Raw genomic sequence first — 14,341 nt, 5'->3', positions numbered from 1 at the left:
ATCACCATGGAAAGCAAGGGCAAGGCGTTCCGGCAGCTGCTCCGCGACGAGCCGTACCTCTTCACCGGCGGGATCTACTCGCCGCTCGATGCGCAGATCGCGGAGAGCGCGGGGATGAAGTCCATCTACCTGAGCGGCTACTCCGTCGCCATGATGAACGGCTGGCCGGACATGGGGCTCCTGACGATGACGGAAGTGGCGAAGACGGCGTCCATGGTGGCGAGCGCCGTCGAGGTGCCGATCATCGCGGACGCCGACGACGGCTACGGCAACGCGCTGTCGACCATGCGGACCGTCCAGGAGTTCGTGAAGACCGGCGTGGCGGGCATCCATCTCGAGGACCAGCGCTTTCCCAAGCGGTGCGGTCACATCGCCGGAAAGACCGTCGTGTCCCGCGAGGAAGCCATCGGCAAGTACAAGGCGGCGCTCGCCGAGCGCGACCGGCTGGACCGGGAGTTCGTGATCATCGCGCGCACCGATGCGTACGGAGCGGTCGGCGGCAGCATGGAGGAGGCCGTCTGGCGGGGCCGCGCCTACGCTGATGCCGGCGTAGACCTCGTCTGGTCCGAGCTCTCGAACTCCGACCGCGGGCCGGCCATCGAGTTCGCCCGGGCGATGAAGCAGACGCACCCCAAGCTGCCGCTGGCCTTCAACTACTCCTCGTCGTTCCGCTGGCACAAGGACCCCAGCCCGCTCACGTTCCGCGAGCTGGGCGAGCTCGGCTACAAGTTCATCTTCATCACGCTGTACGGCGCCCATGCCGCCATGTACTCGGTGTGGAACGCCATGCACGAGCTCACGAAGAACGAGGAGCAGGCCCAGTGGGCGATCGAGCGGACGAAGGTCGGCCACCCGACCGAGAGCCACCACGTCATGGCCAGGGTCGCCCATTTTCAGGAGCTGGAGCGGCGCTACATTCCCGGCACGGACGAGCGGCTCAAGGATTCGGACGGTTTCAGCGAGGCCAAGGCCCACTAGGCCGGGCTTCACTCACGGACGGCGGCCGCGCGCGGCCTGGATGACGCGCCACCCCAGGACCGCGGCAGCCGCCGCGACCACGAGCCCGAGCGCCACGTGCTCTACGTTGCCCACGATGTGGCGCAGCGGCTCCACGTAGTCGCCGAACCCGTAGCCGAGCGCCCAGCCGCCGCCGACCATGATCGGGACGTAGACGGCTGCCCCGAGGACGTTGGCGGCGAGGAAGGGCCACACGCCGAGCCCGAGCGCGCCCGCCAAGGGGCCGGCCATGAAGCGCAGCCCAGGAACGAAGCGCGCGACGAAGATTGCCATCGCGCCCCGCCGCCCGACGAACGCCTGCATCGCCCCGAGCCGCTCGGGGTGGCCGAGGATCCAGTGGGCGTGGCGCTCGAGTGCGCCACGGCCGAAGCGGCGGCCGATCCAGTAGCCTACGTTGTCGCCGACCACCGCGCTCACGAAGCCGACCGCCAGCACGAGATCCAGGCGCAGCTGGCCGCGCCACACGAGGAAACCCGCCACCACCAGTACGATCTCCTCGGGGACCGGCACCCCTGCATTGCCCAGGATCACGAGCACGAAGACGGCGACATAGCCCCAATGAGCGACGGCCGTACCCGGGTCCAGGACGCCCGCCTGTGTGGCGAACCAGCCGGCGAACTCGGTCACGCGGGCACGGGCCTCCGGGGGATGACGCTCACGTGCCCATCCTCTTCGAGGATGGCGTAGCGGACCTCGCTCATCGTCGTGATGCCTTCCTTGCGGAGGGCGGCGCGCAGCTCGGGCATGCTCATGTGCTCGCGGTCGAGATTCGCGTGGAGGACTTGGCCGTGCTTGACGAGGACGGTCGGGACATTCTCGACGATTCTCTCGAGGCGCTTGTGGCGGAAGGTGAGCCACGCCACCACCCAGTTGAGCGCGATGATGACGGAGGCGCCGACAAGCCCGCCGCCCAAGGAGCTGTCGCTGCCGATGGCCGCGTTCTGGAGCACGTTGCTGATGACCAGCAGCACGACCAGGTCGAAGGCCGTGAGCTGCCCCAGCTGGCGCTTGCCCGCCACACGGAAGGCGACCAGCAGGAAGAGGTACACGCCCACCGACCGCACAACCTTCTCGGTGATGGCGATGTCCGGAACCAGGATGTCCATGGGTGTCTCCTTGGTTTGGCGTGCTCGCGCGTCCGTGGCACCGATCAGCTGGAGCCTAGCAACCCGGTGCCGTCCACACAAGGATGGCGGTGCCCCGGCGCCCTTCGGCCGCGACGCTTGACCTTGACGCGGGGCGCGGCTAGGGTAAAGCCTTCGGGAACCTTCCGGTGAACCTCAACTCCCTCAAGAAACTTCTGGTCGGGAGTCCCCTCGCCACGGCGCAGGCCCGCCACGAGCGGCTCTCCAAGACCTCTGCGCTCGCAGTCTTCTCCTCGGATGCGCTCTCTTCCGTCGCGTACGCGACCGAGGAGATCCTGCTCATCCTCGTCCTGGCCGGCACGGTCGCCCTCCACTACTCGATCCCCATCGGCGTCGCCATCGCCGTCTTGATCGCGGTGGTCGTCAGCTCGTACCGGCAGACCATCCTCGCCTACCCGCAGGGCGGCGGCTCCTACATCGTCACCAAGGACAACCTCGGCACGCTTCCGGGGCTCATCTCGGGCGGGGCGCTCCTGATCGACTACGTGCTGACCGTGGCCGTCAGCGTGGCGGCGGGGGTCGCGGCGCTGACGTCCGCCGTGCCGTGGCTCTACCCGTACCGCATCGTCATCGGCGTGGCGTTCGTCGCACTCGTCACGCTCGCCAACCTCAGGGGCATCCGCGAGTCCGGCAAGCTCTTCGCGCTCCCGACCTACCTGTTCATCGCCGGATTCTGCGTCCTGATCGTCTACGGGCTCGTCCGCTGGACCTTCGGCTTGGACGCGCCGGCTCAGGCGGTGCGCCCGGTCATCCCGGGAGCGCAGGAGCTGACGCTCTTCCTGGTCCTCCGCGCCTTCGCTTCGGGCTGCGCGGCGCTCACCGGGGTCGAGGCGGTCTCGGACGGGGTGCCGGCCTTCAAGCCGCCCGAGGCGAAGAACGCGCGCGTCGTGCTGGCGTGGCTCGGCATCATCCTGATTTCGCTCTTCATGGGCATCACGTTCCTCACGCGGCACTACGGCTTGACGCCGCTCCCGGAGGAGACCATCGTCTCCCAGCTGGCGCGCCAGATCTTCGGCGAGGGCCTCTTCTACTACGCGCTGCAGGGCTCGACCATGCTCATCCTGGTGCTGGCGGCCAACACCGCCTTCGCCGACTTTCCGCGGCTGTCCTTCTTCCTCGCCCGGGATGGTTTCCTGCCGCGCCAGTTCGGCACGCGGGGCGACCGGCTCGTGTTCTCCAACGGCATCCTCATCCTGGGCGGCACGGCGGCGCTCCTGCTCGTGCTCTTTGGCGGGAGCACGCACGCGCTGATCCCGCTGTACGCGGTGGGCGTGTTCCTCTCCTTCACGCTCTCGCAGGCGAGCATGGTCCGACGGTGGCTCGTCCGGCGCGAGCCGGGATGGCGGTGGCGCTGGTGGGTCAACGCGGTGGGCGCCGCCACGACGGGGCTCGTGGTGATGGTCATCACCGCCACCAAGTTCACCCACGGCGCCTGGGTGGTCGTGCTGCTGATCCCGCTCCTCGTCATGATGTTCGTGTCCATCCGCCGCCACTATGTAGACGTCGCCGGACAGCTCTCGCTCGAACACCTGTCCGACGAGCCGCCGATGACCAACACGGTGCTCGTGCTGGTGGGCGATCTCCACATGGGCGTGGTGCGGGCGCTCCGCTTCGCACAGTCGCTGTCCTCGAACCCCAGGGCGGTCTACGTCGAGCTTGACCCGGCCCGCACGCTTCGGCTCGAGGAGCGTTGGGCCAAAGGGGGCTGCGGGGTGCCGCTGGTGGTGTTGTCGTCACCCTACCGGTCGGTGCTGGGGCCGCTCTTCGAGTACATGGACCGCATACAGAGCCAGGCGCCGCACGGGGTCATCACCATCGTCATCCCCGAGTTCGTGCCGCTCCACTGGTGGCAGCACGCGCTCCACAACCAGACGGCGCTTCTGGTCAAGGGCGCGCTGCTCTTCCGGCCGGGCATCGCGGTGGTGGACGTTCCCTTCCACCTCAAGGCCTGACCGACCCGGCTGGGGTATGGCTTTCGGGAACGTCCGGTGAACCTCAACTCCCTCAAGAAGCTCCTGGTCGGGAGCCCCTTGGCCACGGCGCAGGCACGCCACGAGCGCCTCGGGAAGGCCACGGGGCTCGCAGTGTTCGCTTCGGACAACCTCTCCTCCGTGGCCTACGCGACGGAGGAGATCCTGCGGGTGCTCGTGCTGGCCGGGGTCGCGGCCCTCACGTACGCCGTGCCCATCGGCGTGGCCATCGGCGTCGTCATCGCCGTCGTCATCAGCTCGTACCGGCAGACGATCGCGTCGTACCCGCAGGGCGCCAGCGACTACCTCGTCACCAAGGACAACCTGGGCGTCTATCCGGGTCTCACGGCGGGCGCCGCCCTGCTCATCGACTACACCCTGACGGTCGCGGTGAGCGTGTCGGCCGGCGTCGCTGCGCTGACGTCGGCGTTGCCCGCGCTCTTCCCGTACCGCGTCCTGTTGGGGGGTCAGCCTGGTCGGGTTGATCGGCCTCGCCAACCTCCGGGGCATCCGCGAGTCCGCCCGCTTCTTCGCGGTCTGGAGCTATCTCTTTATCGGCGCCTACGCGCTCCTGATGCTCTACGGCTTCGGCGCCTACGTGGTCTGGGGGCTCCCCGTGTTGCCGCCGCCGCCGCCCGTCCGCGAAGCCACAGAGACGCTGGGTGTCTTTTTGATCCTGCGGGCGTTCGCCTCCGGCGCCGTAGCCCTGACCGGGATCGAGGCGGTCTCGGACGGGGTGACGGCGTTCAAGCCGCCGGAGGTGAAAAACGCGCAGACCGTGCTGGTCGCGCTGGGCCTGATCATGATCGCGCTGTTCGTGGGCATCACGCTGCTGGCCTCGATCCACGGCATCGTCCCGCACGATGAGGAGACCGTCGTGTCGCAGCTGACACGGCGGATCTTCGGGAGCGGGCTCCTCTACTACTTCGTTCAGGCCATCTCGGTGATCATCCTGGCGTTGGCCGCCAACACCGCCTTCGCGGACTTTCCGCGGCTGGCGTTTTTCATGGCCCGCGATGGCTACCTGCGCAGGCAGTTCGCGAGCCGGGGCGACCGGCTGGTGTTCTCAAACGGAGTCATCATGCTCGGCGTGGCCTCCGCGACACTCATCGCGGTGTTCGACGGGAGTACCCACGCGCTGATCCCGTTGTATGCCGTAGGGGTCTTCACCTCGTTCACCTTGTCCCAGTCCAGCATGGTGCGGCGCTGGATCAGCCGGCGCCCGGCAGGATGGCGGTGGTGCGTCGCGGTCAGCGGGCTCGGGGCGGCCACCACGGGGCTCGTGATGCTGATCGTCGGCGTCACGAAGTTCGTGGGCGGAGCCTGGATCGTGATGATCCTGGGCGGGCTCCTGATCGCCCATTTCGTGAGCATCAATCGGCACTACGGTCAGGTCGCGGCGCAGCTGTCGTTGGACGGCTTCGAAGGCCACCCGCCCATGGGGCACACCGTGCTGGTCCTGGTGGGCGACCTCCACAAGGGCGTGCTCCACGCGCTCCAGTACGCGCGAATGCTCTCGCCGTCGGTCAAGGGCGTCTACGTCGAGCTCGACCCGGACAAGACGCGGCGCCTCGAGGAGAAATGGATCAAGTGGGGCATGGGCGCGTCCCTCGTCGTGCTGTCCTCACCCTACCGGTCACTGCTCCATCCGTTCCTGGAATACCTCGACCACCTGCTGGCGATCGGCGACAATCACATGGTCACGACCGTCGTCCCCGAATTCGTGCCGGCCAAGTGGTGGCAGCACCTGCTCCACAACCAGACGGCGCTCCTGATCAAGGGGGCGCTGCTCTTCCGCAAGAACGTCGTCGTCACGAACGTCCCGTATCACCTGCGCTGACGAGGGCGATAGCCGTGGCCCCGGTCGCCGCCCTTCGGCTAGGCGCCGGTGAAGCGGGGCGGGCGCTTGGCCGCCAGGGCCTCCACGCCCTCGGCGAAGTCCCGCGTGGCGAAACAGGCGGTCTGCTGCTCGAGCGTCGCCTCGAGCTCGGCAAGGAACGTCGAGTCGAGCCCGCGGTTGAGCGCGGTCTTGGCCGCCGCGAGCGCGCGCGCGGGACCGCGCGCCAGCCGCCGCGCGAGCTCGAAGGCCGCGCGCGGAAGGTCGGGCGGGATGACGACCTTGTTCACGAGGCCGATGCGCAGGGCCTCCGCGGCGTCGATGATCTCGCCGGTCATCACGAGCTCCGTCGCCTTCGCCAGGCCCACGATCCGCGGCAGGAGGAACATCCCGCCGAGCGCCGGCACGCAGCCGAGGTTGATCCAGACCTCGCCGAAACGCGCGAGCGAAGAGGCGATCCGGAAATCGCAGGCGACCGTGATCTCGCACCCGGCGCCCACGGCCGCGCTGTTGACGGCGGCGACCACGGGCTTGTCCATAGAGCGTATGGCCCGCGGCACGCGCTGGAAGGTGCCGTAGACCACCTCGCGGATGCGGGCCGGCGGCATGGCCGGCAGCTCCTGGAGGAACGCCAGGTCACCGCCCGCCGAGAAGGCGTTGCCCGCGCCCGTGATCACCACTGCGCGCTCACCGGACCTGGCGGCGCCTGGGGGGATCCGCGGCGGCCTCCTCGAGGCGGTCGGCCAGCGCCGCCATGGCTGGGACCGTCAGGGCATTGAGGGCATCGGGCCGGTTGAGCGTGAGCGTCCGGACCCCTTCCGACTGCTCGACGAGCACAAGGTCTGTCATGGCGTCCTCCTGGAACGTGGGAGAGGTGCCGAAAACCTACGCCGGCCGGGATACCGTGGCAACGCCCGCATCGCGATTCTTTCACCGCCCCAGTCTTCCGGCCTGGGGTAGGATGGCGGCCGAGCGCAGCCGGAGAAGGACTCGATCGCGGAGGGAGGGCCTACGACCCATTCGCTCCTGACCCAGATTGCAGGGGACACCGTCCTTCGGGAAGCGACCGAGGACGACCACCCCTCCTTGCTTGCCCTCGAGGGTACGGCGCCCCACGCGGGGGCGTCCCTCATCCAGGCCCGCGCTCACTTCTTCGCCCGTACCGACGCCTACCCCGTTTCCCAGGTGCTGGTGGCAGAGCGCGAGGGCGCCGTCATCGGAGTCGAGTGCCTGGCGCTGACGGAGGTGCGGGTCGGCGGGGTCAGATGCAGGACGGGCTACTCCTTTAATACGCGCGTCCAGCCGGGCCTCCAGCGTCGGGGGCTGGGGCCGGCCCTGCTCGAGGCCGCCGAGCAGTGGGCCCAGGCCCAGGGCGCCGGCTACCTCACGGGGCTCATCAAGACATCCAATGTCCCGTCGATGAAGATGGTGACCGCGCTCGGGTGGGAGACGGTAGCCCGCTTCGACTACCTGGTGCTGGAGCTCGCGCGCTTCGACGGCATGGCCGAGCCCCGGGCCGTCCAGTTCGATCTCTACCGCGACCCGCACCTGATGCGGTTGAGACTCGCCGCCGTCCAGTCCAACCACTTCGCGCCGCTCTTCCTCGAGCGGGAGCTCTTCTCGCCCGCGCCCGAGGGCGCCTACGCGGGCAGCTGGACGGCGATCAGCCGCCGCGGCACCGCCTGGCTGTCCGTGTGGGACGACCGCGCGGCGCGCGGGCTCGACCCGTTCGCCTTCCGCGCGGTCAAGGCCTTCGACCTGATGCTCGAAGGACCCGAGGCACTCGGCGCCTTCGCGAGTCTGGTCGGGGTCCTGCGCGCGCGGGGCGTCCGCCAGCTCCTCGTGCCGCTGCCCGCCGAGTCCGCCGCCTGCGCCATGCTCCGCCCCTTCGCAGCCGATCTGGTGGACTTCAACTTCGTGGTCAAGCGGCTGGGGAACAGTCCGCCCGTCCCTCCCGGTCCGCTCTATTTCGACATCCGCCACTGATCCTGGACGGCGTGTCCACCCGGGACGGCTCTGGTAGACTGAGAGCCCGCCATGAAGACCGAGATTCGGGTTGAAGGCTTCCTTGACGTCCCGCGCACGCTCCAGCGCTTCCACCTCTGGGGCGAGGATCCCGCCAACCGGCTGTCGCCGGGCGTGTTCCGTCGCGCCGTGAAGGTGGGCCGTCGCTGGTGCGGCTACGAGGTGCGTTGGACGGGCAGCGTCGAGGGCGCGCGGCTCCTCGTGTCCACGCCGGGGGAGCGCAGCGCGCGCGTGCTCGAGGCGGCCGCGGACGAGGTCGCGCGCATCTGCGGCCTCGGTCTCGACGTCGAAGGGTTCTACCGCGTCGCGGAGCAAGACCCCGTGCTGGGCTTTCTCGTGCCGCGCCTCCGGGGATTGAGACCCACCCTCGCCCCGCAGCCTTTCGAGATGCTGGTCGGCACGGTGTGCGCCCAGCAGGTCAACCTGTCATTCGCCTTCGCGGTCAAGGCCCGGCTCGTGCGCCGCTTCGGCACGGCGGTCGAGGTGGGCGGGCACACCGTCTACGGATTTCCCGAGGCGGAGCGGCTGGCGCGGGCGAGGGTGAGCGAGCTGCGCCGGATGCAGCTCACGACGCGCAAGTCGGAGTACATCGTGGGCCTCGGGCGCCAGGTGGCCTCGGGCGCTCTCGATCTCACCGCCCTCGGCGGACGCTCCAACGAAGAAGTTGTCGAGGAGCTCACCGCCGTGCGCGGCTTCGGCCGGTGGACGGCCGACTGGTTCCTCGCGCGCCACCTCGGCCGAGGCGACGTCTGCGCCGCGGGCGATCTCGCGGTTCGCCGCGCGTTCGAGCACTTCTACAACCGGGGGCGGCCCCTCGACGAGGCGGCCGTCAGGCGGCGCGCTGCCGCGTGGGGGCCGTACCAGAACATGGCCGTGCACTACCTCCTGGCGGGGCGGCAGCTGGGCGCGGCGGCGGCCTGACAGTATGGCGATCAAGATCAACCTGCCCATTCTGGGTCAGCCCAGTCCCGATGAGCCCACGGACGTGCATCTGGTGGGCCGGTACGCGGTCGGCGTGACGTGGGCGGACAAACACTCGAGCATCTATCCGTTCGAGAAGCTGCGGCTGGACGATCCGGCCCGGAAGGGCGAGGCCGAAACGGCGCTGTCCCCCGCCATGAGCTGGCCGCGGGACATCAAGAAGCTGCCCGAAGGGCTTCGCGTGACGTGGTCCGACGGCCACGAGAGCCTCTACCCGTTTCCCGTCCTGCGCGCGTTGTGCAAGTGCGCCGGCTGCACCGGCGGCCACTGATGACCGAGCACGCGGAGCTGCGGCGTCGGCTGGTGCTGGCGGGCGTCATGGGATCGGTCTTCCTCGCGGCCATGGAGTCCACGGTCGTGGCCACGGCCATGCCCACGGTCATCGCGACCCTGGGCGGCATCCAGATCTATTCCTGGGTATTCTCGGGCTTCCTCCTGGCTTCGACGGTGACCATGCCGCTCTGGGGCCGGCTCGCCGACCAGCTCGGACGCCGCCGCGTCTACCTCACGGGCCTGAGCCTCTTCCTCATCGGCTCGGCGCTGTCCGGCCTGTCCCAGAGCATGACCCAGCTCATCGTCTTCCGCGCCATCCAGGGGCTCGGCGCGGGGTCCCTCATCACGATCGGCATGACCATCATCGCCGACCTCTACGGGCTCGAGCGCCGCGCCAAGATGCAGGGGTACTTCTCGGGTGTCTGGGGCGTGGCCTCGCTGGTGGGCCCGCTCATCGGCGGATTCCTGACCGACGCGGTCTCGTGGCGCGCGGTCTTCTACATCAACCTGCCATTCGGATTCCTCGCGATGGCCGCCATCAGGTGGGGGCTGGCCGGCGAGCGGACTGCGCGGCGCACGGCGGCCTTCGACTATGCCGGCACGGCGGTCTTCGCGGCGGCGATCTCGGCGCTCCTGATCGGACTTGTCGAGGCCGGGCGCGGCGCCTCGTGGTGGAGACCCGAGGTGCTGGCGCTGCTCGGGCTCTCGGCCCTGCTGTTGGTCTTATTCGTGATGATCGAACGGCAGGCCGTCGAGCCCGTGGTGCCGCTCGGGCTCTTCGCGAACCCGATGGTCCGGGCGGCGGCGGCGACGGGCTTCCTGTCGGGCATGGCCATGTTCGGCGCCATCACCTTCGTGCCGCTCTTTCTCCAGGCCGTGACCGGCAGCAGCGCGACGCAGGCGGGGTTCGTGCTCATGCCGTTCGTGATCGGTTGGGTCGCCTGCTCCATCCTGGGCGCGCGTCTCGTGCTGCGCGTCGGCTATCGCTCGGTGGTGGTGGCGGGCATGCTCTTCCTGACGCTGGCCTTTGTCCTGCTGGCGGGCTGGAACGAGTCGCTGACGCGGGGCGCCGCGGTGCGCGACATGATCCTGGCCGGGGTGGGCATGGGGCTCGTCTTCGTGCCGATGCTGATCGCGGTCCAGAGTGCCGTCCCGCGCTCGCTGCTCGGCTCCGCGACGTCGGTCACGGGCTTCTTCCGCACCATCGGCGGCGCCGTCGGCGTGGCGGTGATGGGCTCGGTCATGGCCCAGCGTCTCCACCAGGAGCTCTCCGCGCTGCTCGCGGCGGCGCCGGCGGGTTTACAAGATAGGCTGCGCGAGGTCGTCGCCCACCCCGACCTGATCGTCAACCCGGTGACGCGCGCGGGCCTGGGCGCCGACGTCCTCGGCCAGATGCGGCCCGCGATGGCGCACGCCGTGGGCAGCGTCTTCGTGGTGGGGCTCGTCGTCGCGGTGGCGGCGCTTGCCTCGGCTTTCCTCGTGCCGGCGGGACAGGCGCGTGACCTGGCCGTCGCGCAGGAGCCCGCGGCGCCCTCGGGGTCCTGACGTGGCAGGCGACGCGCCGCTCCTCGACCGGCTTGCAGGGCTGCCTCCCGTCCCCGTGGCCGAGCTCCTCGACCTCCTCGAGCAATTGCCCGAGCTCGGACGGGACCCGATGCTGGCCGGGCTCGCCGGCGTGGACGACGAGGGCGAGCCCGCCGTCCATCCGCTGCTGGCGGTTGTGGTCGAGCACCTCAAGCAGAAGCCCGACGCGACCTGCTACGCGGCGCTGCTCGAGGCGCTGACGGGCATGTGGAACGCCGCGGTGCGCGGCGCCGTGGTCGCCCGGCTGCGGGCGGCAGGGCTGCCGGCGGACGACCTGCTGCTCCGCCTCGAGCAGCTGTCGCCCACGCTCGGCTTGAAGGCCGGGAGCCGCGAGTGGGCGAGAGCGTGGATGGCCGATCCCACGGCGCAGGACGCGGCCCTGGTCCAGCAGTGCATGGTGCGGCTGCTGCTGGCCCTGCGCGGGCTGGCCGAGGCCCGCGCCCGGATGCTCACCGACGTACCGCCCAAGGAGGGCGCATGATCCACCTCCACGAGAAGAACCAGGAGCGCAAACGGCTCAACGGCCTCATCGCCAAGAGCCCGATGAAGGTGCCCGCGGTCGTGGGCGAGGTCGGCAGGCGGGTGTTCGCCGACGGGGCCCTCAGCAAGAAGCACAAGGAGCTGACGGCGCTCAGCGTCGCGGTCGTCCAGAACTGTTTCGACTGAATCGAGCACCGCGTGGAGGAGGTCCTCCACCTGGGCGCGACGGACGCGGAGATCGCAGAGACGCTCGACATCGGCGCCATCATGGGCGGCACGATCAGCATGAAGTCCGTTCGCCACGCTTTCGCCGTCATGGACGAAGTCAAGAAAGGATCCGCACAATGAGCGCCATTCCCGAGGCATACAGCGACCTGCTCACGACGAAGAAGGCCTTCGCAAACCTGGCGACGCTCAACGCCGACGGCACGCCTCAGGTGACGCCCGTGTGGTTCGACTGGGACGGCAGCCGTCTCCGCATCAACACCGCCAAGGGGCGCCTGAAGGACAAGAACCTCCGCCGCACTCCGGCGGTGGCGCTGTCCATCATGGATCCCGACAACCCCTACCGGTACGTGCAGGTCAGGGGCCGCGTCGCCGCCGTCACCGAGTCGGGCGCCGACGCCCATATCGACGCGCTCTCGAAGAAGTACCTGGGCCAGGACCGCTACCCGTACCGCAAGCCGGGCGAGGTGCGCGTGATCTTCACGATCGCGCCGGACCGCGTCCAGACCATGGGGTAGGGGAAGAGAGATAGGGGGAGGCCCGCCGTGATCGCGCTCGACGCCGTCTCCAAGGGGTACGGCGGCCAGCCCCTGCTCCGCGAGGTCTCCTGGCGCATCGGCCGGGGCGAGCGCATCGGCCTCTGCGGGCCCAACGGCACGGGCAAGACCACGCTGTGCCGGATCCTGGCGGGCGTCGAGGATGCGGACGCCGGGCGAGTGCACCGTGACACCGACGTGACCGTCGGCTATCTCCCCCAGGAAGTCGGCGCGACCGAGGCCGGCACCGTGCTGGCCGAGGCGCTGTCCGGCTTCGACCAGGTCTGGCGCCTCGAGGCGGAGCTCGAGCGCCTGGCTGCGCTCATGGCCGCGGCGGACGCGGGCCCGGAGCTGACGGAGCGCTACGGCGAGGTGCAGCACCGCTTCGAGGCCCTCGGCGGCTACCGCCTCGAGGCCGAGGCGAAGATCATCCTGGGCGGGCTCGGCTTCGCTTCCGCCGACGTCCACCGGCCCCTCGGCGAGTTCTCGGGCGGCTGGCGGATGCGCGCGGCGCTGGCCCGGCTCCTCCTGCTTCGTCCGGATCTCCTCCTGCTCGACGAGCCCACGAACCACCTCGACCTCGAGTCGCTCGCCTGGCTCGAGAGCTTTCTCTCCTCCTACGACGGCAGCGTGGTCGTGGTCTCGCATGACCGCTACTTCCTGAACCGCATGGTCACCTCCATCGCCGAGATGGCCGACGGCGTGGTCACGCTCTACATGGGCGACTACGACCACTACCTGGTCGAGCGCGAGGCCAGGCACGCGCTGCTGGAGGCGCGGCAGCGCAACCAGGCCAAGCGCGTGGCGGAGATCGAGCGCTTCATCGACCGCTTCCGTTTCCAGGCGACCAAGGCGCGGCAGGTGCAGAGCCGCGTCAAGATGCTCGACAAGATCGAGCGGATCGAGGTCGGCGGGGACTCGCGGCGCATCCATTTCGCCTTTCCCCAACCGCCGCGCACCGGCCGCACCGTCGCCCGGCTGACCGGCGTCCACAAGGCCTACGGCGACAACGTCGTGTACGCCGGGATGGAATTCGCGGTGGAGCGCGGGCAACGGGTCGCCCTCGTGGGCGTCAATGGCGCGGGCAAGTCCACGCTGCTCAAGATGCTGGCGGGCGTGCTGCCGTTCGACCGCGGCGAGCGGGCGCTCGGGGCGAACGTCGCGGTGCACTACTACGCCCAGCACCAGCTGGACGCCCTCGACCCCGCGCGGACCGTGCTCGAAGAGCTGGAGCAGGCGGATTCGGCTTCGACGCTTCAGCGTCTCAGGACCATCCTGGGCTCCTTCCTCTTCAGCGGCGACCAGGTGGACAAGCGCATCTCCGTCCTCTCGGGCGGGGAGAAGGCGCGGGTGGCGCTGGCCAAGATGCTGGTGCGGCCGGCGGCGCTCCTGTGCATGGACGAGCCGACCAACCATCTCGACCTGGCCTCGAAGGAGGTGCTGGAGGGGGCGCTCGCGGCCTTCACCGGGACCATCGTCTTCATCTCGCACGACCGCTACTTCATCAACCGCATCGCCACGCAGGTGGTCGAGGTGGACCGGGGACGCCTGACCACGCACCTGGGCAACTACGACGACTACCTCGCGCGCAAGGCCCAACCCGAGGCAGCGCCCGCCGTGACACCCCGCGTGCCTGCCGGTGGAGCGGCTGCGGGGCCCGTGTCGAAGCCTCCGCAGAAGAAAGTCCAGGCGCCGCGCAAGGCGCTCGACCGCGAGATCAAGGCCATCAAGGCGCGGCTCCAGGCCGTCGAGACGCAGATCTCGACCATGGAGCGGCGGCTCGAGGAGATCTCGCTCTCGCTGGCCGACCCCGATCTCTACCGCGACGGCGAGCGGGCCCGGCAGATCGCCCAGGCTCGCAAGGACGCGGAAGGGCAGGTCGTCTGGCTGATGAAGGAGTGGGAGGAGCTGTCGCTGCAGCTCGCGGCCGCCACGGGCGGAGCATGACCGCGACGGAGCGGTTCGTGCCCGAGGGCGACGCGGCGGGCATCCGCCGCGAGAAGGTGCGGGCGCGCGAGCTTCGCCAGAGCGGGTGGTGGAAGCGACGGATCGCGGACGGCCGCTGCCACTACTGCGGGCGCGAGGTCGGCGCCCGCAGCCTCACCCTCGACCACGTGGTGCCCCTGATCCGCGGGGGCAAGTCCGTCCGGGCCAATGTCGTGCCGGCCTGTAAGGACTGCAACTCGGCAAAGCAGTCCCTTTTGCCGTGGGAGTGGAACGTCTACCTGGATCGCCTCGCACGACCTGACGCCGAATAGATACGTCTCT

At 69.6% G+C, this 14,341-nt stretch carries 16 protein-coding genes and 1 pseudogene; 13 read left to right on the top strand and 4 right to left on the bottom strand.

Annotation, left to right across the window (positions count from 1 at the left end):
* Positions 1 to 6: 6 nt before the first annotated feature.
* Positions 7 to 978 carry an isocitrate lyase/PEP mutase family protein gene (locus Q7W02_05230; protein ID MDO8475592.1) on the top strand — a complete coding sequence of 324 codons (972 nt, stop codon included), beginning with the start codon at positions 7 to 9 and terminating at the stop codon, positions 976 to 978.
* A 12-nt stretch (positions 979 to 990) separates the two neighbouring features.
* On the opposite strand, the gene Q7W02_05225 is transcribed toward Q7W02_05230, so the two are convergent.
* Together Q7W02_05225 and Q7W02_05220 are read right to left on the bottom strand one after the other, a co-directional pair.
* On the bottom strand, positions 991 to 1,644 hold the full coding sequence (locus Q7W02_05225) for a DedA family protein (GenBank protein ID MDO8475591.1): 654 nt from the start codon (positions 1,642 to 1,644) through the stop codon (positions 991 to 993).
* Positions 1,641 to 2,123 carry a DUF421 domain-containing protein gene (locus Q7W02_05220; GenBank protein ID MDO8475590.1) on the bottom strand — a complete coding sequence of 161 codons (483 nt, stop codon included), beginning with the start codon at positions 2,121 to 2,123 and terminating at the stop codon, positions 1,641 to 1,643. Before Q7W02_05220 ends, Q7W02_05225 begins: the two co-directional genes overlap by 4 nt.
* 167 nt (positions 2,124 to 2,290) lie before the next feature.
* On the opposite strand from Q7W02_05220, the gene Q7W02_05215 reads away from it, so the two are divergent.
* Both Q7W02_05215 and Q7W02_05210 read left to right on the top strand, forming a co-directional pair.
* Positions 2,291 to 4,114 (top strand): APC family permease, encoded by a 1,824-nt coding sequence (locus Q7W02_05215; GenBank protein MDO8475589.1) that lies wholly within the window; start codon positions 2,291 to 2,293, stop codon positions 4,112 to 4,114.
* A gap of 36 nt (positions 4,115 to 4,150) precedes the next feature.
* Positions 4,151 to 5,972: pseudogene (locus Q7W02_05210) on the top strand (APC family permease).
* Positions 5,973 to 6,010: 38 nt separating this feature from the next.
* On the opposite strand, the gene Q7W02_05205 reads toward Q7W02_05210, so the two are convergent.
* Together Q7W02_05205 and Q7W02_05200 are read right to left on the bottom strand one after the other, a co-directional pair.
* A complete protein-coding gene (locus tag Q7W02_05205) occupies positions 6,011 to 6,646 on the bottom strand; it encodes an enoyl-CoA hydratase-related protein (GenBank protein MDO8475588.1) in 636 nt (211 codons plus the stop codon).
* A 10-nt stretch (positions 6,647 to 6,656) separates the two neighbouring features.
* On the bottom strand, positions 6,657 to 6,818 hold the full coding sequence (locus Q7W02_05200) for a hypothetical protein (GenBank protein ID MDO8475587.1): 162 nt from the start codon (positions 6,816 to 6,818) through the stop codon (positions 6,657 to 6,659).
* A gap of 186 nt (positions 6,819 to 7,004) precedes the next feature.
* Between Q7W02_05200 and Q7W02_05195 the strand changes: the two genes are divergently transcribed.
* The 10 genes from Q7W02_05195 to Q7W02_05150 are packed head-to-tail and all read left to right on the top strand — an operon-like array spanning position 7,005 to position 14,331.
* Positions 7,005 to 7,955 carry a GNAT family N-acetyltransferase gene (locus Q7W02_05195; protein MDO8475586.1) on the top strand — a complete coding sequence of 317 codons (951 nt, stop codon included), beginning with the start codon at positions 7,005 to 7,007 and terminating at the stop codon, positions 7,953 to 7,955.
* Positions 7,956 to 8,006: 51 nt separating this feature from the next.
* Entirely contained in the window at positions 8,007 to 8,915 is a 909-nt protein-coding gene (locus Q7W02_05190) for a hypothetical protein (GenBank protein MDO8475585.1), read from the top strand.
* Positions 8,916 to 8,919: 4 nt separating this feature from the next.
* Entirely contained in the window at positions 8,920 to 9,246 is a 327-nt protein-coding gene (locus tag Q7W02_05185) for a gamma-butyrobetaine hydroxylase-like domain-containing protein (GenBank protein MDO8475584.1), read from the top strand.
* The gene (locus Q7W02_05180; GenBank protein ID MDO8475583.1) at positions 9,246 to 10,793 is read left to right on the top strand and encodes an MDR family MFS transporter; all 1,548 of its coding nucleotides are present in this window, start codon (positions 9,246 to 9,248) and stop codon (positions 10,791 to 10,793) included. The genes Q7W02_05185 and Q7W02_05180 overlap by 1 nt, the downstream gene beginning before the upstream one ends.
* 1 nt (position 10,794) lies before the next feature.
* Positions 10,795 to 11,313 (top strand): hypothetical protein, encoded by a 519-nt coding sequence (locus Q7W02_05175; protein ID MDO8475582.1) that lies wholly within the window; start codon positions 10,795 to 10,797, stop codon positions 11,311 to 11,313.
* Positions 11,310 to 11,498 (top strand): hypothetical protein, encoded by a 189-nt coding sequence (locus tag Q7W02_05170; protein MDO8475581.1) that lies wholly within the window; start codon positions 11,310 to 11,312, stop codon positions 11,496 to 11,498. The genes Q7W02_05175 and Q7W02_05170 overlap by 4 nt, the downstream gene beginning before the upstream one ends.
* 12 nt (positions 11,499 to 11,510) lie before the next feature.
* Positions 11,511 to 11,660, top strand: a complete 150-nt coding sequence (locus Q7W02_05165) for a hypothetical protein (protein MDO8475580.1) — start codon at positions 11,511 to 11,513, stop codon at positions 11,658 to 11,660.
* Positions 11,657 to 12,055, top strand: a complete 399-nt coding sequence (locus tag Q7W02_05160; GenBank protein MDO8475579.1) for a PPOX class F420-dependent oxidoreductase — start codon at positions 11,657 to 11,659, stop codon at positions 12,053 to 12,055. The genes Q7W02_05165 and Q7W02_05160 overlap by 4 nt, the downstream gene beginning before the upstream one ends.
* Positions 12,056 to 12,082: 27 nt before the next feature.
* On the top strand, positions 12,083 to 14,020 hold the full coding sequence (locus tag Q7W02_05155; protein ID MDO8475578.1) for an ABC-F family ATP-binding cassette domain-containing protein: 1,938 nt from the start codon (positions 12,083 to 12,085) through the stop codon (positions 14,018 to 14,020).
* Positions 14,017 to 14,331 (top strand): HNH endonuclease, encoded by a 315-nt coding sequence (locus Q7W02_05150; GenBank protein MDO8475577.1) that lies wholly within the window; start codon positions 14,017 to 14,019, stop codon positions 14,329 to 14,331. Before Q7W02_05155 ends, Q7W02_05150 begins: the two co-directional genes overlap by 4 nt.
* The last annotated feature ends 10 nt before the right edge of the window (positions 14,332 to 14,341 follow it).

This window comes from Candidatus Rokuibacteriota bacterium (assembly GCA_030647435.1).
In the GTDB taxonomy this organism is placed as follows: Bacteria; Methylomirabilota; Methylomirabilia; order Rokubacteriales; family CSP1-6; genus AR37.
This window is presented reverse-complemented; position numbering and strand designations above follow the sequence as displayed.

Bases quoted from the DNA above. Each gene is read 5' to 3' on its own strand.
- Q7W02_05230 (MDO8475592.1), top strand. From the start codon at position 7: ATGGAAAGCAAGGGCAAGGCGTTCCGGCAGCTGCTCCGCGACGAGCCG.
- Q7W02_05220 (MDO8475590.1), bottom strand. From the start codon at position 2,123: ATGGACATCCTGGTTCCGGACATCGCCATCACCGAGAAGGTTGTGCGG.
- Q7W02_05200 (MDO8475587.1), bottom strand. From the start codon at position 6,818: ATGACAGACCTTGTGCTCGTCGAGCAGTCGGAAGGGGTCCGGACGCTC.
- Q7W02_05190 (MDO8475585.1), top strand. From the start codon at position 8,007: ATGAAGACCGAGATTCGGGTTGAAGGCTTCCTTGACGTCCCGCGCACG.
- Q7W02_05185 (MDO8475584.1), top strand. From the start codon at position 8,920: ATGGCGATCAAGATCAACCTGCCCATTCTGGGTCAGCCCAGTCCCGAT.
- Q7W02_05180 (MDO8475583.1), top strand. From the start codon at position 9,246: ATGACCGAGCACGCGGAGCTGCGGCGTCGGCTGGTGCTGGCGGGCGTC.
- Q7W02_05170 (MDO8475581.1), top strand. From the start codon at position 11,310: ATGATCCACCTCCACGAGAAGAACCAGGAGCGCAAACGGCTCAACGGC.
- Q7W02_05160 (MDO8475579.1), top strand. From the start codon at position 11,657: ATGAGCGCCATTCCCGAGGCATACAGCGACCTGCTCACGACGAAGAAG.
- Q7W02_05150 (MDO8475577.1), top strand. From the start codon at position 14,017: ATGACCGCGACGGAGCGGTTCGTGCCCGAGGGCGACGCGGCGGGCATC.